We start from the raw sequence: 19,264 nt of genomic DNA on the forward strand, positions 1-19,264 counted from the left end.
ATGATAGGATAAAGATAACTAGAGAAATATTGGATGTGACGGTCTTTGATTCAAAATGTATGTGCGTTTATTGAAAAACATCAATTGCTCCAAAAAAATAGTACGGTCATAGTAGGTGTGTCCGGCGGCCCGGATTCACTGGCACTTCTACATTTTTTAAATACATTTAAAGATCAATATGGCATCACTGTTATAGCAGCACATGTTGATCATATGTTCCGGGGCATAGAATCACAAAAAGAGATGGAATTTGTCATCAATTTTTGCCGGGAATTAAACATACCTTGTTACGCTAAGCAAATCAATGCGGCCCGTTATGCTGAGAAACACCGGTTGAATGCCCAGCAGGCTGCTAGAGAATGCCGCTACCAATTTTTCTTAGAGTTGATGGATCAGCTTCAGGCGGATGCTTTGGCTCTAGCTCATCATGGAGATGACCAAATTGAAACGATTTTAATGAATCTTGTTCGCGGAACAATAGGAAAGGGACTAGCGGGAATTCCTGTCATACGGCCTTTCGGCAGAGGGAGAATCATACGCCCCTTTTTAGCCGCAACAAAGGAAGAAATTTTAAAGTATTGTGAAGAATTTCAGCTGGCGCCCCGATTTGATCCAAGCAATGAAAAAGATACGTATACACGGAACAGGTTTCGCAAATATGTTTTGCCGTTTTTGAAAAAGGAGAACAAAAGGCTGCATGAACATTTTCAATATTTCAGTGAGGTCTTTTTGGATGATGAGCGATTTTTGGAGGAATTAACGAAGGAAAAATTAAATAAAGTAGTGATAAGAAAAACGAATTCTTCCGTTACTATTCATAAACAAGAATATAAAAAGCTTCCTGATCCGATCAAAAGGAGAGCGGTTTATCAAATATTGAATGATCTGATAAAAAGCGGCTCCTTCTCGGCTGTTCATATTGAAAATGTAAACGGATTTTTGATGAAAGCGCACCCTTCGGGGATGCTTCATTTGCCTATGGGGCTCAAAGTCATAAAATCTTATGATGAATGCACCTTTACGTTTCAATCGGCAAATAGTGAATCTTTCTGCTACACGGTACCGGTACCGGGAAAAATACATTTGCCGAACGGAAAAATATTTTTTACTGAAACCTTTTTTGGGATTCCTTCGTATAAAGGTGATGACGTTTTCTATCTTCCAAAAAAATGGTACGTTCCGCCTTTAATTATTCGGAGCAGAAAAAAAGGAGACAAAATGACAATTAAAGGCATGAACGGCACGAAAAAGGTAAAAGATATTTTTATTGATAAAAAAATACCGAGGGAAGAGCGCAACCTTCTCCCAATCGTTGAAAATGGCAACGGCCAAATCATATGGATTCCGCTTGTAAAAAAATCAAATTTAGAGGAAATTAGCATTACCAATGAATCTTATATTGTATTACAATATAAAGAGCAGTGATCTCATCAGGAGGAAAGAAAATGATCGAGGATATTGAAAAAGTCTTAATTTCAGAAGAAGAAATCAAAGAAAAAGTGAAAGAATTAGGGGCGATATTAACGGAGGAATATAAAAATAAGTTTCCCCTCGCTATCGGGGTTTTAAAAGGCGCTATGCCGTTTATGGCGGATTTAATAAAGCATATTAATACATATTTGGAAATTGATTTTATGGACGTTTCCAGTTATGGAAACAAAACCGTTTCATCGGGTGAGGTGAAAATAATTAAGGATTTAGACACTTCCGTCGAAGGCCGGGATCTTTTAATCATTGAAGATATAATCGATAGCGGATTGACATTAAGCTATTTAGTCGATCTTTTCCGGTACCGGAAAGCAGCATCCGTTAAAATTGTAACCCTATTGGACAAACCGAGCGGGCGAAAGGCAAATATTGAGGCAGATTATGTATGTTTTGAAGTTCCGGATGCGTTCGTTGTCGGTTATGGTCTGGACTATGCGGAAAAATACCGCAATCTTCCGTTTATAGGGATATTAAAGCCTGAAGTTTATCAAAATAAATAATGATCGTTGAAAGGATAGCGTATCAGTTGTGCTGGGATGATTTTCTATGATACTATTGAATATAGTTTGTTTCATTGTGGGAGGAGGTAAGGAATGAATCGGATTTTCCGAAACACCATATTTTATTTGCTGATTTTTTTAGTGGTTATCGGCGTTGTGAATTTTTTTCAGGGCGGTAACCAAAAAACTGAACAAATGACATATAGTACCTTCATCTCCAATTTGGAAAACGGAGATGTTGAAAATATAACGTTAAAACCAGTAAGAGGAGTATATGAAGTCAGAGGACAGCTGAAGGGATATGAAGAAAATCAATACTTTATCACCTATTTATCAGGCGATGACGCATTAAACCTCATCAATACTGCTGCTTCAAAAAATCAAACGGAAGTTAAATGGTCCCCAGCAGATGATACAAACGGATGGGTGCAATTTTTCACATCCCTCATCCCATTTATTATAATCTTTATTTTGTTCTTCTTTGTGCTCAATCAGGCTCAAGGCGGCGGAAGCCGAGTTATGAACTTCGGGAAGAGCAAGGCAAAGCTGTATAACGACGACAAGAAAAAAGTAAAATTTAAAGATGTTGCAGGAGCCGATGAGGAAAAGGCTGAACTAGTGGAAGTTGTTGAATTTTTAAAGGATCCCCGCAAGTTTTCTGAACTTGGAGCGCGCATACCGAAAGGAGTCCTTTTAGTAGGCCCTCCGGGAACTGGTAAAACATTGCTGGCCCGCGCGGTGGCTGGAGAAGCAGGTGTGCCGTTTTTCTCCATAAGCGGATCTGATTTTGTTGAGATGTTTGTCGGTGTAGGTGCTTCTCGTGTTCGGGATTTGTTTGAGACGGCTAAGAAAAATGCCCCATGTATCATTTTTATTGATGAAATTGATGCTGTTGGACGCCAAAGAGGAGCTGGATTAGGCGGCGGTCACGATGAACGTGAACAAACGTTAAATCAGCTTCTCGTTGAGATGGATGGATTTAGCTCCAACGAAGGAATCATTATTATTGCGGCGACAAACCGTCCGGATATTTTAGACCCAGCCCTTCTCCGCCCTGGTCGATTTGACCGTCAAATTACGGTTGATCGTCCGGATGTGAAGGGGCGCGAAGCAGTGCTCAAAGTACATGCACGCAATAAACCGTTGGATGAATCGGTGAATTTGCGGAACATTGCGATGAGAACGCCGGGCTTTTCTGGAGCTGACCTGGAAAACCTATTGAATGAGGCTGCTCTCGTTGCTGCTCGCCAAAATAAAAAGAAAATCGATATGGCGGATATAGATGAGGCAACCGATCGTGTAATTGCAGGACCTGCGAAAAAAAGCAGGGTTATTTCGGAAAAGGAGCGCCGTATTGTTGCCTATCATGAAGGCGGACATACCGTTATCGGTCTCGTTTTAGATGAGGCGGAAATGGTGCATAAAGTAACGATTGTTCCTCGGGGTCAAGCTGGAGGATATGCTGTCATGCTGCCAAAAGAAGACCGCTATTTCATGACAAAACCTGAGCTCCTTGACAAAATAACAGGATTGCTTGGCGGTCGGGTTGCGGAAGAAATTGTTTTCGGTGAAGTTAGCACCGGTGCCCACAACGACTTCCAGCGTGCGACAAATATTGCGCGCAGAATGGTTACAGAATTTGGAATGTCAGAAAAATTGGGTCCATTGCAATTTGGAAGCTCTCAAGGCCAGGTCTTTTTAGGGCGTGACATCCAAAGTGAGCAAAATTATAGTGATGCGATTGCCTATGAAATCGACTTAGAAATTCAGCGCATCATTAAAGAATGTTATGAAAAAGCAAAACGAATTTTGACAGAAAATCGCGATAAACTTGAACTAATTGCAAAAACGTTATTAGAAGTGGAAACACTTGATGCAGAACAAATTAAACATCTGGTGGAACACGGTTCATTGCCTGATAAGTCTGAACAAAAAGCAGCTTCAGAAAATGTGAAAAAAGAAGAGAACAACCAAAAAGATGAAGCTGTAAAAGTCAATATTCAGACAAAGAAAGATGAGGCTCCCTCTATCAAACCGGAGCTTAAAGAAGAATAAGTAATAAAGCCGTCAACTATACAAAGTTGGCGGTTTTCTATTGCCTTCGTGCCCGATAGCAGCCTACTGCGATCAATATGTGATATGATGATGAGGGAATGTTTGAACGAAGGGAAAAGGTGATGGACATGATTTTAGCTTTAGATGTTGGGAATACAAACACCGTGATTGGAGTATACGAAAAAGAACAATTGCTTTACCATTGGCGAATTGAAACCAATCGACATAAAACCGAAGATGAATACGGAATGATGTTTAAATCATTGTTTGAATACGTAGGATTAAAATTTTCGGACATAACGGGAATCATTATTTCTTCTGTCGTTCCACCGATTATGTATGCCATGGAAAAAATGTGCGAGAAATATTTTCATGTAGATCCGCTTATTGTCGGCCCAGGAATTAAAACAGGCCTTAATATAAAGTATGATAATCCGCGTGAAGTTGGGGCGGACAGGATCGTCAATGCAGTTGCCGGTGTTCATTTATATGGCTGTCCGCTTATTATTGTTGATTTCGGCACAGCAACAACTTATTGCTACATTAATGAAAAAGGACAATATGAAGGCGGTGCCATTGCACCAGGGATTAACATTTCCACCGAAGCTTTATACTCAAAAGCCGCGAAGCTTCCTAGAATCGAAATCGCCAAACCCGATCATATTATTGGGAAAAATACAGTAGCCGCCATGCAATCAGGAATTTTATTCGGCTATGTTGGCCAAGTAGAAGGAATTGTCAGAAGGATGAAAGCGCAAGCTAAAAAAGAACCGAAAGTTATTGCAACAGGCGGTCTAGCTGGGTTAATCGCCAATGAATCTGACATGATCGAAATCGTTGATCCATTGTTAACATTAACAGGCTTGCGGTTAATTTACGAACGAAATCTCGGAAGGGAGTAGGAAACAAATGAACGATTATTTAGTCAAATCTTTGGCCTATGACGGAGGAGTGCGTGCATATGCAGTGAAGACGACTGATACAGTGAGTGAAGCTCAACGTCGCCACCAAACATGGCCGACTGCTACCGCTGCTCTTGGAAGAGCAATGACAGCCGGCGTGATGATGAGTTCGATGCTGAAAGGTGATGAGAAGCTGACGATAAAAATAGAAGGCGGCGGTCCAATAGGAGCCATTGTTATTGACAGTAATTCAAAAGGTCAAGTGAGAGGTTATGTATCCAATCCTAAGACCCATTTTGAATTAAATAAACATGGAAAACTGGATGTAGCCCGCGCAGTCGGGAAAAACGGTACATTGTCGATTGTTAAGGATTTAGGATTAAGGGAGCATTTTTCCGGTAAAGTCCCTATTATTTCCGGGGAGCTGGGAGAAGATTTTGCCTATTATTTAGTGACGTCAGAGCAAGTCCCGTCTTCAGTAGGAGTGGGAGTTTTAGTCAATCCTGATAACTCTGTTCTGGCTGCTGGAGGATTTATTATTCAGCTTATGCCGGGAACTGAAGAATCAATCATTACGGAAATTGAGACGCGGTTAAAAACAATAGAGCCGATCTCTAAGCAAATTCAAAAAGGGCTGACTCCTGAAGAAATATTGGAAGGTGTTCTGGGCGAAGGGAATATGAAAGTGATCGATCGCATGCCTGTCAGCTTCCACTGCAGCTGTTCTAAAGATAGGTTTGCAAATGCCATTATTAGTCTAGGAGAAGAGGAAATTCAACAAATCATCGATGAGGATGAAAAAGCTGAAGCTCAATGCCATTTTTGTAATGAGATATATGTGTTTTCAAAAGAAGAGTTGCAGGAATTAAAAGAAGCGGCATCTAGAAAATAGCTTATGGCAGGGAGCTGGAGGAATGAGTAAAAAAGCGCTTTTGGTCATAATTTTCAGTCTTGTATTAACGAACTGCGTGACGATTGCCTTTTTGGTAAGTGCTTATACAAGAGAAGCGCAAAAAGAGAAAAATGATGAAATTGTTGCCAAAATCGGCGATAGCCGCATTACGAGGCAGGAATGGTTAAATGAACTGGAAAAACGATTTGGGAAAACAACACTTGAGGAAATGATCAATATTCAAGTTGTGGACGAGCTTGCAAAAAAGAATCATATTGATGTAGATGAAAAAACAGTTGAACGTGAAATACAAATGTATAAAATATCGTCTCAATCATACGGCGATAGCGTGCTTAACGACAAAGAACTGAGAAAACAAATTCGCTATAGTATTTTATTAGAAGAGCTTTTAACGAAAGATGTCAACATTAGTGAGAATGAATTGAAGAAATTTTATGAAGAAAATAAACATCAATATATTATGAATGACACGTATCATCTTTCCCATATCGTGGTTGATTCAAAAAAAGAAGTCCAACAAATTATAAATGAATTAAAAGGCGGATCAAGCTTTGAAGGGATTGCAGCTGAACGGTCCAAGGATCAGTTGACGGCGAAGGAAGGCGGAGACCTCGGTTATGTTTCCGAAGGTTCCAGCGATGTACCGCCGGAATATATTGAACAAGCTAAAACAATGAAGGTCAATGAGTGGTCGGACCCAATACCGCTGGAAAGAGGATATGCGATTATATTTTTGCATGAGAAAATAAAAGGAGAACAGCTGGAGTTTGACGAAGTAAAGGATCAGATTCGCAGGCAAATCGCTTTGGAACAGATGGAAGGAAATGTATCAGCAAAGCAGCTGTGGGATGACATCGGCGTAACATGGTTTTATGAAAAATGAAGAAAAAGATTGACAATTCATAAATTTATTGGTATATTATTTTCAATAAAACCAATATAATTACTCGGAAATAGAGGTGTATAAGATGGCAGTTGTTGCAAACTCTATATTAGATCTAATTGGAAAGACTCCTGTTGTAAAATTAGGAAAAATTGTAGAAGAGGACAGTGCAGACGTTTATTTAAAGCTTGAATTTTTTAACCCTGGATCAAGTGTAAAGGACCGTATTGCATTAGCAATGATTGAAGCGGCAGAAAAAGAAGGCAAATTAAAACCAGGAGACACAATTATCGAACCGACAAGCGGAAACACAGGGATCGGTTTAGCAATGGTGGCAGCTGCAAAAGGTTTACATGCTATTTTAGTTATGCCAGAAACAATGAGTTTAGAGCGCCGTAATTTATTGCGTGCATATGGAGCAGAGCTTGTTTTAACTCCTGGTCCAGAAGGCATGAAAGGGGCTATTAAAAAAGCAGAAGAGCTTGCGGAAAAACACGGCTATTTCATGCCGCAGCAATTTAAAAACCGTGCAAATGTAGAAATTCACCGTTTAACAACTGGCCCGGAAATCGTTGAGCAAATGGGCGATCAATTGGATGCATTTGTCGCCGGAATCGGTACTGGAGGTACGATTACTGGTGCTGGTCAAGTATTAAGAGAAAAATATCCGAACATAAAAATTTATGCTGTTGAGCCGGCTGATTCACCTGTATTATCGGGCGGAAAACCAGGTCCGCATAAAATTCAAGGTATTGGAGCAGGATTTGTTCCGGATATTTTAAATACAGAGATTTATGATGAAGTCATTACTGTTACAACTGAGCAAGCTTTTGAAACCGCTAGAAAAGCTGCGAGAGAAGAAGGAGTATTAGGCGGAATTTCTTCAGGTGCTGCCATTTTCTCTGCATTGAAAGTGGCGAAAGAGCTAGGAAAAGGCAAAAAGGTACTAGCTGTCATCCCAAGTAATGGAGAAAGATATTTAAGTACTCCATTATATAAGTTTGACGAAGAATAATAGAATGAATAATAGTTTAAAGGCTGTCGACGAAATTTGTCGGCAGCCTTTTGGATTTTATGTGAAGGGGAAAAATAATACTGTTGATGCCAAGCTCTCCTTCTTGTTGTAAAATAAGTTTATGGGTGAAGGAGAGTGAACGATGGAATCTGTGAGAAAACTGCTGGCAGTCCAAATACCTTTTGAAAAAGAACGATTTTTCAATCGCTTTGAAACGCTGGCAAAACAACAACAACATTACGCTCTTCTCGAAAGCGGAAGAGGCGGCCGCTACAGCATAGCTGGTTTAAACCCTTTTGCCGTCATACAAGGAAAAAACGGGGCAATTACGATCTATAGCGGGAACAAAAAAGAAGTAAAGGAAGGAAATCCGCTCTTGCTCTTTGAAGGATGGATGAAACAGTTTAAATGTGAAAGCGATCCTTCCCTTCCCGACTTTCAAGGAGGCGCTATCGGCTTTATTAGCTATGATGCAGTTCGTTATTTCGAAAAATTACCCAATATAGCTGTGGACGATTTACACGTGCCCGACATTTATTTTATCGTTTTTCAAGATATCGCCGTTTTTGATCATACTGAAAAAACACTTTGGCTGATAACGTATCATAAACATGGGGAAAAAGATGCTGCACAAAAGCGGCTGGAAGAAATGAAAGCTTTATGGTGTAAGCAAAGTGAGGAAACGATTTTCAGCTATACGAATTCAGCTGATCTCAGCTATGAGCCGATAATGTTTATGGAACAGCCGTTTAAAAAAGCTGTTGAAAGAGTAAAGGATTATATTGCAAGCGGTGATGTATTTCAAGTCAACTTATCCGTCAGACAAGCAAAACCGCTTTCGACGCATCCGTTTGAAATTTATAAAGCATTACGGAAAATTAACCCATCCCCATATATGGCCTATATTCATACTCCTGAGTTTCAAATTGCCAGTGGATCTCCAGAGCTGCTCATAAAAAAGAGGGGAAATGTACTGAATACCCGTCCGATTGCTGGAACGAGATCAAGAGGAAGAAGCGATGAAGAAGACCGCCAGCTTTCTGAGGAATTAATCACCAATGAAAAAGAACGTGCAGAACATATCATGCTTGTAGATTTAGAACGAAATGATCTAGGGCGGGTATGTAAATATGGCAGTGTTGAAGTTAACGAACTGATGGCTATTGAGAAATATTCACATGTCATTCATATCGTGTCAAATGTTCGCGGCGAGCTGCAAGAAGGAAAAGGATTTTACGACATTATGCGTGCTGTATTTCCGGGCGGCACAATCACGGGAGCGCCGAAGGTTCGAACAATGGAAATAATTGAAGAGCTGGAGCCGACTAGAAGAGGGTTATATACTGGTTCGATCGGCTGGCTCGGCTTTAATGGAGATTTAGAATTTAATATTGTAATACGGACGCTACTGGCTAAAAACGGTTGGGGTTATGTGCAAGCAGGTGCTGGAATCGTCATTGATTCTGTTGCAGAATATGAATATAAAGAGTGTTTGAAAAAAGCAAAAGCGTTATGGAAAGCAAAAGATTTGAGCGAAGATGAGAATAAGTTAGTTAGAGGTGAGAAGAGATGATTTTAATGATTGATAACTATGATTCTTTTACGTACAATTTAGTCCAATACCTTGGTGAGCTCGGCGAAGAGCTTGTTGTCAGACGAAATGATGAAATTACGATTGAGGAAATTGAACAGCTCAATCCAGCCTATTTGATGATTTCTCCCGGTCCGTGTACGCCGAATGAGGCGGGGATCAGCATGGAGGCAATTAAGTATTTCGCAGGGAAAATTCCGATTTTTGGCGTATGCTTAGGTCATCAATCAATAGCTCAAGTGTTCGGTGGGGATGTTGTTCGCGCAGACAAATTAATGCACGGGAAAACATCGCAAATTTATCATGACGGAAAAACTATTTTCGACGGCTTAGACAACCCGTTCACCGCTACAAGGTACCACTCTTTAATTGTCAAAAAAGAAACGCTTCCGGATTGCTTTGAAATTTCAGCATGGACGAATGACGGAGAGATTATGGGAATCCGCCATAAATCTTTGCAGGTTGAAGGCGTGCAGTTTCATCCGGAATCAATTATGACTGAACATGGAAAACTGATGTTAAAGCATTTCCTTTCCTATTATCGTACGGAAGAAAAGAGTGTATAAAAGTGTACTTATATGTAAATGGTGAATATAAAAAGCAGGATGAGCTGCATATTTCTCCGTTCGATCATGGATTTTTATACGGAATCGGCGCTTTTGAAACATTAAGGACTTATAACGGTCATCCATTTTTACTGTATGATCATATCGATCGCTTAAATGCAGCGGTTCGCGAGCTTGGCATAGATTTTTCTCTTTCTTACTCGGAAGCAGAACAAATTATTAAAAGACTGCTTGAATTAAATCATTTAAATAATGCATATATCCGGATAAATGTTTCAGCAGGTGCAGAGGAGCTGGGGTTGTCGGCGGCTCCTTATAAAAATCCGGTGTTAATCTTTTTTATAAAAGAGTTAAATTTGCCGGAAAGATTGACAAAACAGGGGGTCATTCTTTCGGTTCGGCGAAACACGCCGGAAGGATCATTTCGCATAAAATCGCACCATTTTTTAAATAATGTGCTGGCAAAGAGAGAAATTGGAGATCATCCGAAAACGGAAGGTATATTTTTAACACATTCAGGATATGTCGCAGAAGGGATTGTTTCCAACATTTTTTGGGTAAAAAACAACACCGTCTATACACCGGCTGTCAGCACAGGAATATTAAACGGAATTACTAGACAGTTCGTGTTAACCATCCTTGAAAAACATCGCATCCCTTATGAAGAAGGATTGTATCCATTGGATCATCTGTTATCTGCACAAGAAGCTTTTATCACAAATTCCTTGCAGGAGATTGTCCCAATTACACATATTGGTCAGACTGCATTTGCAGGTGAACAGGGAATTTTGACCAATCGATTAATCACCATTTATAAGAAGGTGCGGCAGCATATTTTGACAAGATCTGAATTCGAAGTGGGTGATGAACAATGGGTGTAATAGAGAAAGAAAAAATATTACAGTGCGGACCGTATCAATTACACTACGAAGATAAAACCCAAGTAATGGGAATATTAAACGTTACGCCTGATTCTTTTTCGGACGGCGGAAAATTTAATGATATCGAGAAAGCTTTAAAGCATGCAAAAGAAATGGTGGAAAATGGCGCCGATATCATTGATGTCGGGGGTGAATCAACCCGTCCGGGCCATGAACCCGTTTCAGAAGAGGAGGAGCTGGCCAGAGTTCTTCCAGTCATTGAAAAATTATCAAAAGAAATTCATGTTCCTATTTCCATTGATACGTACAAAGCGAATGTGGCAAAAAAAGCGGTGGAAGCTGGAGCAACCATCATCAATGATGTTTGGGGGGCGAAAAAAGAGCCGGACATCGCTCGCGTGGCAGCAGAATATAACGTCCCAATCATTCTAATGCACAATCGAGAAAAAGAAGGGTATAACGATCTGATTAAAGACATGATTTCCGATTTAATGGAAAGTGTCGAGATCGCCAAAAAAGCAGGCGTTCGGGACGAACAAATCATCCTTGATCCAGGAATCGGTTTTGCCAAAACTTTTGAAGATAATCTCTACGTCATGCGTCATCTGGAGGAATTTACAAACCTTGGTTTCCCTGTTTTGCTGGGTACGTCGAGAAAAAGATTTATCGGACGAGTTCTCGATCTACCGGTAGAGGAGCGTATGGAAGGCACAGCGGCTACCGTATGCTTAGGAGTGCAAAAGGGCTGTCAATTCGTTCGGGTACATGACGTTAAACCGATTGCGCGGATGGTGAAAATGATGGATGCGATGCTCGGAAAGGGGCGCGATCACGATTGATAAGATCTATGTAACGGGAATGGAGTTTTGGGGCTATCATGGCGTTTATCCTGAAGAGAATAAACTTGGACAGCGATTTCGAGTTGATGTTATTTTAGAGATGGATCTAAAGCAAGCAGGAAAAACGGATGAACTAGATGATACAGTGAATTATGCGAAAGTGTACACGGTTTGCAAGGAAATTGTGGAAGGCAAGCCCTATAAGCTTATTGAAGCCGTTGCAGAAAATTTAGCATCTGAACTGTTAAAAGAGTTTTCGACTGTTTTGTATTGCACAGTAAAAGTGGTAAAGCCGGATCCGCCAATCCCGGGTCATTACAAGTCTGTAGCAGTAGAAATCAAAAGGGGAAGAACATGAAAAACTATGCATATATTTCTTTAGGATCGAATATCGGCGATCGGGAATATTATTTGGAAGAAAGCATCAATCAATTGAACAGGCATCCAGATGTTGAGGTTATCAAAATGTCTTCTATTTATGAAACCGATCCGGTTGGTTATATTGACCAAGAATTGTTTTTGAACATGGTCATTAAAATCGCGACGAATTTCACGCCGTATGAGCTGCTGGCATTTACGCAAAAAATCGAATATGATTTAGGAAGATCAAGGGAAGTTAAATGGGGGCCTAGAACGATAGACCTTGACATTTTATTATATAATAACGAAAATATTGAAACAGAACAGCTTACCATACCTCATCCGAGAATGTTTGAACGATCTTTCGTATTGATTCCTTTGTTTGAAATTGATCGAGATGTACAATGGCCTAATCAGCATCGTTCTTTACTGGTTTTAATAGATCAATTAAAAGATAAAAAAGGAGTGCGAATATGGAAGCAGAAAAATGGGGAAGAAGGATTCGCGCTTTTAGAAAGCTAAAAGGCTATACACAAGAAAGCCTTGCAAAAGACTTAGGCGTTTCTGTATCGGTTCTTGGTGAAGTTGAAAGGGGCAACAGACTTCCCAGCAAGGAATTAGTAGAGATTATTGCTGCTAAGCTGAATGTAAGCGTGAACGAGCTGATGCCTGAGGATACTGAAAAATAAAGGAGGCAGGTGAAATTGTTTAAAATAGGAGATATTCAATTGAAAAACCGTGTTGTGCTTGCTCCGATGGCCGGCGTATGCAATTCGGCTTTTCGGCTGACGGTCAAAGAATTTGGAGCGGGTTTAGTTTGTGCTGAAATGGTCAGCGATAAAGCCATTTTATATAAAAATGCGAAAACAATGGACATGCTCTATATTGATGAACGGGAAAAACCATTAAGCTTGCAAATTTTTGGCGGTGAAAAAGAAACATTAGTGGAAGCGGCAAAATTTGTCGATAACAATACAACAGCAGATATCATCGATATTAACATGGGCTGTCCTGTACCGAAAATTACGAAATGTGATGCCGGAGCAAAATGGCTTCTTGATCCCAATAAAATTTATGACATGGTTGCCGCTGTTGTGGATGCAGTGAAAAAACCGGTAACTGTCAAAATGCGCATGGGTTGGGATGAAGAACATATTTATGCGGTGGAAAATGCCCAAGCCGTTGAGCGGGCAGGGGGCAAGGCTGTTGCATTGCATGGACGAACCCGTGTTCAAATGTATGAGGGAGAAGCCAACTGGGACATTATTAGAGAAGTTAAGCAGGCTGTGAATATTCCGGTGATTGGCAACGGGGATGTCAAAACCCCTCAAGATGCAAAGAGAATGCTGGACGAGACGGGTGCAGACGGGGTTATGATCGGCCGTGCTGCATTAGGCAACCCATGGATGATCTATCGCACTGTTAAATATTTAGAAACGGGAGAATTAATTGAAGAGCCGACAGTTCGAGAAAAGATTGATGTATGCAAACTGCATTTAGAACGTTTAATCAATTTAAAAGGTGAGCACATCGCTGTTAGAGAGATGCGTAAACATGCCGCTTGGTATTTAAAAGGTATTCGAGGCAATGCAAAAGTGAGAAATGCTATTAATAACTGTGAAACAAAAGAAGAACTGGTCTCCCTTCTTGAACGTTTTGCAAGTGAAGTGGAAGAGAAAGAGCGTCAATCCGCATAAAGACAATCTGCTTTCTCTTATACTTTGACGGCTGCCAGTAATCTGGCAGTTTTCTATGTTAAATTTTAAGATTATTGGAGTGGATACGTATGAGCAAAGAAGGTTTGCATAACCAAGAAGAGTTGAATGATCAATTGCAGGTTCGCAGGGAAAAGCTTCATGCATTAAAAGATAAAGGAATCGACCCTTTCGGAAAAAAATTTGAACGCTCGCATCAGGCGATTGAACTAAAAGAGCAGTACGGCGAGTTTACAAAGGAAGAACTTGAGGAAAAAAATATTTTTGTTTCTATAGCTGGCAGAATTATGACAAAACGTGGAAAAGGGAAAGCAGGTTTCGCCCATATCCAAGATTTGTCGGGCCAAATTCAAATTTATGTTCGGAAGGACAGCGTCGGCGAGGATCAGTATGAAATTTTTGATATGGCTGACTTAGGTGATCTTATTGGCGTGAAGGGAACGGTTTTTAAAACAAAAGTAGGCGAGCTCTCGGTAAAAGCAACGGAATTTGTGCTGCTCACGAAAGCTTTGCGCCCTCTTCCTGATAAATACCATGGCCTTAAAGATATTGAACAGCGCTACCGCCAGCGCTATTTAGATCTTATTATGAACCCTGACAGCAAAAACACATTTATAACAAGAAGCAAAATCATCCAATCCATGCGCCGTTATTTAGACAGTCACGGGTATTTGGAAGTAGAAACACCAATGATGCACTCCATTGCTGGAGGAGCGGCAGCACGCCCGTTTATCACTCATCATAATGCTTTGGATATGCCTTTGTACATGAGAATTGCTATTGAGCTTCATTTGAAAAGGCTGATTGTCGGCGGTTTAGAAAAAGTTTATGAAATCGGCCGCGTTTTCCGCAACGAAGGCGTTTCAACAAGACATAATCCTGAATTCACCATGCTTGAACTGTACGAGGCATATGCAGATTTCCATGATATTATGGAATTGACAGAAAACATGATTGCTCATATTGCACAAGAAGTATTAGGTACAACGACAATCCAATACGATGAATATAAAGTGGACTTGAAACCAAAATGGAAGAGACTTCACATGGTAGATGCGATTAAAGAATATACAAATGTTGATTTTTGGAATGTCACATCTGCCGAAGAAGCGCGGGCATTAGCTGAAGAACACGGAGTAGAAATTAACGAAAATATGCAATACGGCCATATTGTCAATGAGTTCTTCGAGCAAAAAGTCGAGGATAAACTAATTCAGCCGACATTTATTTACGGTCACCCTGTTGAAATTTCTCCGCTCGCCAAAAAGAATGAAGCGGATCCAAGATTCACAGATCGCTTTGAATTGTTTATTGTCGGCCGCGAGCATGCAAATGCCTTTACGGAATTAAACGATCCTATTGATCAACGTGAACGCTTTGAAGCTCAATTAAAAGAAAGAGAGCAGGGAAATGACGAGGCGCATATGATGGACGAAGATTTCATTGAAGCTCTTGAATATGGCATGCCTCCAACAGGTGGGCTTGGCATTGGCATTGACAGATTAGTCATGCTTTTAACCAATTCTCCGTCTATTCGCGATGTTCTTTTATTCCCGCAGATGAGAAACAAATGATGATTTTCAAAAGGGAGACGGCTGTCTCCCTTTTGTCTCCCTGCTGGAAATGGAATAATTTTTTTATATAAAATCACTAGCATTGCAGTAATTAAATCTGATGATTCAAAATACTAAGAATGTTCAATTTTTTATTGATTTCGAAACAAAAAAATCCTTTACAATGGAAGTACAGGTGGTTCCTGTCCAAATCCAATCGTAAAGGATAACTATTATGGACAAGAATACACTAATTTCATCATTTGGTAAATGGGTTTCACCCATAAATATTCAAAAACTTAGCGAACAAGTCAAAGAATTGAAACAGGACTATTACACAAAAAAGCTGACAACAGAAGCCTATATTAAACTTTTATTGGTAGCCCAGCTGCTCGAATTTAAGAGCTTAGAGGAAATGAGTGATGCACTTGTAGACGAAGATCTTCAAAAAGCACTCGGATTTGAATCGATAAGTGCCTCTCAGCTATCCCGAAAAAACAATCAGATCAACCCACTAATTCTTGCAAATTTGTTCTTGGATCTTGTTTGGAAAATTCAACGGCACCATTATCAAAACGGAAAGAATATGCCACTGAAAATCATTGATTCAAGTACACTCCCGTTGAATTTGACCCATTATAAATGGGCAAAATTCCGTAAAACAAAAGCTGGTGTAAAGCTACACTTACGGCTCGTTTTCATGGATAAAGACACCGTCTATCCTGAAAAAGCAGTGATTACGACAGCAAAAGAACATGACCGAAATCAACTCGAAGTCCTAGTGGATGATCAAGAAGCCATGTATGTGTTTGACCGCGGTTATGTGGACTATGAACGTTTTGATCGGATGACAGATGATGGCTATTTCTTCGTTTCAAGACTGAAGAAAAACGCAGTCATTCGTGAAGTCTATACATTTTCACTTCCTGATGATTGTCACGTTCTATCCGATAAAATGGTCTACATTGGTACCACACAAAATCGTACTGAAAATGTCTATCGTCTACTAGAAGTTATGGACACAAAAGGGAACTTACTTCGTTTCATCACCAACCGATTTGATTTAAAACCAGAAGAGATAAGTGATATTTACCGATCTCGCTGGGCTATTGAACTCTTTTTCAAATGGCTCAAGCAACACGTAGAAATTAAGCACTTTTATGGAATGAGTGAAACAGCTATTCAAAATCAAATTTTCTTAGCCCTGATCACGTATTGCTTACATGTTCTCATTCAATTGGAGATGAAAAGTAAGAAATCCCTACTTCGAATTACTCGTTGGTTAAAGAGAGCTCTGTGGAAACCAGCTTATGTTTGGTTGCGAAAATTTGATGGGCGAGCCAGTCCATAATCTCCCTTTTGTCGTTGTCGCTCTGGTTTAACTGTATATATTTACCAAATGGGCAGTGCCACCTTTCTTTAGGTTTTGTCTTTTTGGCACAAATTCACAAAAATTAATTAACAGAAAATTCTAACTATATTTATGCAATGCTAATGATATAAAATAAATTTTTTTATGCAAAACTATTGATTTGTTATGAAAATGGTGTTATATTAATACCCGTCCTTATTGATGACCAATGATACAATGATAAAAAAATCTGTTGACAAAGTAAAAATTTAAGGTTATTATAAGAAAGTCGTCTTTTTTTCAACATGATCTTTGAAAACTGAACAAAACGAAAAGCGTGCCTGTTGATTCTAAAAGAGCATTTGGTGACAAACTTTTTTTGGAGAGTTTGATCCTGGCTCAGGACGAACGCTGGCGGCGTGCCTAATACATGCAAGTCGAGCGGACCGAAGGGAGCTTGCTCCTTTAGGTTAGCGGCGGACGGGTGAGTAACACGTGGGCAACCTGCCCTGCAGACTGGGATAACTTCGGGAAACCGGAGCTAATACCGGATAACACCGAAAACCGCATGGTTTTCGGTTGAAAGGCGGCTTTTAGCTGTCACTGCAGGATGGGCCCGCGGCGCATTAGCTAGTTGGTGAGGTAACGGCTCACCAAGGCGACGATGCGTAGCCGACCTGAGAGGGTGACCGGCCACACTGGGACTGAGACACGGCCCAGACTCCTACGGGAGGCAGCAGTAGGGAATCTTCCGCAATGGACGAAAGTCTGACGGAGCAACGCCGCGTGAGCGAAGAAGGTCTTCGGATCGTAAAGCTCTGTTGTCAGGGAAGAACAAGTGCCGTTCGAATAGGGCGGTACCTTGACGGTACCTGACGAGGAAGCCACGGCTAACTACGTGCCAGCAGCCGCGGTAATACGTAGGTGGCAAGCGTTGTCCGGAATTATTGGGCGTAAAGCGCGCGCAGGCGGTTCCTTAAGTCTGATGTGAAATCTCGCGGCTCAACCGCGAGCGGCCATTGGAAACTGGGGAACTTGAGTGCAGGAGAGGGGAGCGGAATTCCACGTGTAGCGGTGAAATGCGTAGAGATGTGGAGGAACACCAGTGGCGAAGGCGGCTCTCTGGCCTGTAACTGACGCTGAGGCGCGAAAGCGTGGGGAGCGAACAGGATTAGATACCCTGGTAGTCCACGCCGTAAACGATGAGTGCTAAGTGTTAGAGGGTATCCACCCTTTAGTGCTGCAGCAAACGCATTAAGCACTCCGCCTGGGGAGTACGGCCGCAAGGCTGAAACTCAAAGGAATTGACGGGGACCCGCACAAGCGGTGGAGCATGTGGTTTAATTCGAAGCAACGCGAAGAACCTTACCAGGTCTTGACATCCCCTGACAACCCTAGAGATAGGGCGTTCCCCTTTCGGGGACAGGGTGACAGGTGGTGCATGGTTGTCGTCAGCTCGTGTCGTGAGATGTTGGGTTAAGTCCCGCAACGAGCGCAACCCTTGACCTTAGTTGCCAGCATTCAGTTGGGCACTCTAAGGTGACTGCCGGCTAAAAGTCGGAGGAAGGTGGGGATGACGTCAAATCATCATGCCCCTTATGACCTGGGCTACACACGTGCTACAATGGGTGGTACAAAGGGCAGCGAAACCGCGAGGTGGAGCGAATCCCAAAAAACCACTCTCAGTTCGGATTGCAGGCTGCAACTCGCCTGCATGAAGCCGGAATCGCTAGTAATCGCGGATCAGCATGCCGCGGTGAATACGTTCCCGGGTCTTGTACACACCGCCCGTCACACCACGAGAGTTTGTAACACCCGAAGTCGGTGGGGTAACCCTTACGGGAGCCAGCCGCCGAAGGTGGGACAAATGATTGGGGTGAAGTCGTAACAAGGTAGCCGTATCGGAAGGTGCGGCTGGATCACCTCCTTTCTAAGGATATATACATTGAAATAGGGTACGCTTTTCCGTTTTGTTTAGTTTTGAAGGATCATATCCTTCTTGATTGTTCTTTGAAAACTGGATAACGGAAAGACATTCACGAATAGATCGCTCATGTTAGGAAGAAACGGTTAAGTTAGAAAGGGCGCACGGTGGATGCCTTGGCACTAGGAGCCGATGAAGGACGGGACAAACACCGAAATGCTTCGGGGAGCTGTAAGTAAGCGTCGATCCGGAGATGTCCGAATGGGGGAACCCACTGTCCGTAATGGGGCAGTATCCATACCTGAATCCATAGGGTATGGAGGGCAACCCGGGGAACTGAAACATCTAAGTACCCGGAGGAAGAGAAAGCAACAGCGATTCCCTGAGTAGCGGCGAGCGAAACGGGAACAGCCCAAACCAAGAGGCGTGCCTCTTGGGGTTGTAGGACACTCGATTAAGGAGTGACAAAGGAACGGGGTAGACGAAGAGGTCTGGAAAGGCCCGTCAGAGAAGGTAACAACCCTGTAGTCGAAACTCCGTTCCCTCCCGAGTGGATCCTGAGTACGGCGGGACACGTGAAATCCCGTCGGAAGCAGGGAGGACCATCTCCCAAGGCTAAATACTCCCTAGTGACCGATAGTGAACCAGTACCGTGAGGGAAAGGTGAAAAGCACCCCGGGAGGGGAGTGAAAGAGAACCTGAAACCGTGTGCCTACAAGTAGTCAGAG

Annotated in this window: 17 protein-coding genes and 2 rRNA genes (1 of these 19 running past the window's edge); all 19 read left to right on the forward strand. The window is 41.6% G+C overall.

Annotated elements, in window-relative coordinates:
• Window positions 1–48 precede the first annotated feature (48 nt).
• Window positions 49–1,425, forward strand: coding sequence for a tRNA lysidine(34) synthetase TilS (gene tilS, locus NSQ41_RS00380; protein ID WP_339199932.1), 1,377 nt, complete (start codon window positions 49–51; stop codon window positions 1,423–1,425).
• A gap of 20 nt (window positions 1,426–1,445) precedes the next feature.
• Window positions 1,446–1,988 carry a hypoxanthine phosphoribosyltransferase gene (hpt, locus tag NSQ41_RS00385; RefSeq protein ID WP_066247237.1) on the forward strand — a complete coding sequence of 181 codons (543 nt, stop codon included), beginning with the start codon at window positions 1,446–1,448 and terminating at the stop codon, window positions 1,986–1,988.
• A 93-nt stretch (window positions 1,989–2,081) separates the two neighbouring features.
• Complete coding sequence (gene ftsH / locus NSQ41_RS00390; RefSeq protein ID WP_066247240.1) at window positions 2,082–4,043, forward strand: ATP-dependent zinc metalloprotease FtsH; 1,962 nt, start codon at window positions 2,082–2,084, stop codon at window positions 4,041–4,043.
• Between the two features lie 128 nt (window positions 4,044–4,171).
• Window positions 4,172–4,945, forward strand: a complete 774-nt coding sequence (locus NSQ41_RS00395; protein WP_063387562.1) for a type III pantothenate kinase — start codon at window positions 4,172–4,174, stop codon at window positions 4,943–4,945.
• A 7-nt stretch (window positions 4,946–4,952) separates the two neighbouring features.
• The gene (gene hslO, locus NSQ41_RS00400; RefSeq protein ID WP_066247243.1) at window positions 4,953–5,837 is read left to right on the forward strand and encodes an Hsp33 family molecular chaperone HslO; all 885 of its coding nucleotides are present in this window, start codon (window positions 4,953–4,955) and stop codon (window positions 5,835–5,837) included.
• Between the two features lie 22 nt (window positions 5,838–5,859).
• Window positions 5,860–6,741 carry a peptidyl-prolyl cis-trans isomerase gene (locus NSQ41_RS00405; protein ID WP_144598267.1) on the forward strand — a complete coding sequence of 294 codons (882 nt, stop codon included), beginning with the start codon at window positions 5,860–5,862 and terminating at the stop codon, window positions 6,739–6,741.
• A gap of 85 nt (window positions 6,742–6,826) precedes the next feature.
• Window positions 6,827–7,756 carry a cysteine synthase A gene (gene cysK, locus NSQ41_RS00410; RefSeq protein ID WP_066247248.1) on the forward strand — a complete coding sequence of 310 codons (930 nt, stop codon included), beginning with the start codon at window positions 6,827–6,829 and terminating at the stop codon, window positions 7,754–7,756.
• 142 nt (window positions 7,757–7,898) lie between these two features.
• Complete coding sequence (gene pabB / locus NSQ41_RS00415; protein WP_117017233.1) at window positions 7,899–9,329, forward strand: aminodeoxychorismate synthase component I; 1,431 nt, start codon at window positions 7,899–7,901, stop codon at window positions 9,327–9,329.
• Window positions 9,326–9,913 carry an aminodeoxychorismate/anthranilate synthase component II gene (pabA, locus tag NSQ41_RS00420; RefSeq protein ID WP_339198231.1) on the forward strand — a complete coding sequence of 196 codons (588 nt, stop codon included), beginning with the start codon at window positions 9,326–9,328 and terminating at the stop codon, window positions 9,911–9,913. Before pabB ends, pabA begins: the two co-directional genes overlap by 4 nt.
• A 2-nt stretch (window positions 9,914–9,915) precedes the next feature.
• Window positions 9,916–10,794 carry an aminodeoxychorismate lyase gene (pabC, locus tag NSQ41_RS00425; RefSeq protein ID WP_066247256.1) on the forward strand — a complete coding sequence of 293 codons (879 nt, stop codon included), beginning with the start codon at window positions 9,916–9,918 and terminating at the stop codon, window positions 10,792–10,794.
• A complete protein-coding gene (gene folP / locus NSQ41_RS00430; RefSeq protein WP_063387555.1) occupies window positions 10,785–11,633 on the forward strand; it encodes a dihydropteroate synthase in 849 nt (282 codons plus the stop codon). The genes pabC and folP overlap by 10 nt, the downstream gene beginning before the upstream one ends.
• Window positions 11,629–11,991 (forward strand): dihydroneopterin aldolase, encoded by a 363-nt coding sequence (gene folB, locus NSQ41_RS00435; protein ID WP_339199935.1) that lies wholly within the window; start codon window positions 11,629–11,631, stop codon window positions 11,989–11,991. The genes folP and folB overlap by 5 nt, the downstream gene beginning before the upstream one ends.
• Window positions 11,988–12,515, forward strand: a complete 528-nt coding sequence (gene folK, locus NSQ41_RS00440) for a 2-amino-4-hydroxy-6-hydroxymethyldihydropteridine diphosphokinase (RefSeq protein WP_063387554.1) — start codon at window positions 11,988–11,990, stop codon at window positions 12,513–12,515. The genes folB and folK overlap by 4 nt, the downstream gene beginning before the upstream one ends.
• Window positions 12,467–12,682 carry a helix-turn-helix transcriptional regulator gene (locus NSQ41_RS00445; RefSeq protein WP_063387553.1) on the forward strand — a complete coding sequence of 72 codons (216 nt, stop codon included), beginning with the start codon at window positions 12,467–12,469 and terminating at the stop codon, window positions 12,680–12,682. Before folK ends, NSQ41_RS00445 begins: the two co-directional genes overlap by 49 nt.
• A 15-nt stretch (window positions 12,683–12,697) precedes the next feature.
• Complete coding sequence (gene dusB, locus NSQ41_RS00450; RefSeq protein ID WP_063387552.1) at window positions 12,698–13,690, forward strand: tRNA dihydrouridine synthase DusB; 993 nt, start codon at window positions 12,698–12,700, stop codon at window positions 13,688–13,690.
• Window positions 13,691–13,779: 89 nt separating this feature from the next.
• Window positions 13,780–15,282, forward strand: a complete 1,503-nt coding sequence (gene lysS, locus NSQ41_RS00455; RefSeq protein ID WP_327848301.1) for a lysine--tRNA ligase — start codon at window positions 13,780–13,782, stop codon at window positions 15,280–15,282.
• A 214-nt stretch (window positions 15,283–15,496) separates the two neighbouring features.
• Window positions 15,497–16,612, forward strand: coding sequence for an IS4 family transposase (locus tag NSQ41_RS00460; protein WP_339210755.1), 1,116 nt, complete (start codon window positions 15,497–15,499; stop codon window positions 16,610–16,612).
• 376 nt (window positions 16,613–16,988) lie between these two features.
• Window positions 16,989–18,542, forward strand: a 16S ribosomal RNA gene (locus NSQ41_RS00465).
• Window positions 18,543–18,680: 138 nt separating this feature from the next.
• Window positions 18,681–19,264: ribosomal RNA gene (locus tag NSQ41_RS00470) — 23S ribosomal RNA — on the forward strand; it runs 2,350 nt beyond the window's last position.
• Together the 16S and 23S rRNA genes form the textbook arrangement of a ribosomal RNA operon.

Origin of the sequence: Aeribacillus sp. FSL K6-8210 (assembly GCF_037963925.1) — a bacterium.
GTDB lineage: Bacteria > Bacillota > Bacilli > Bacillales > Aeribacillaceae > Aeribacillus > Aeribacillus composti.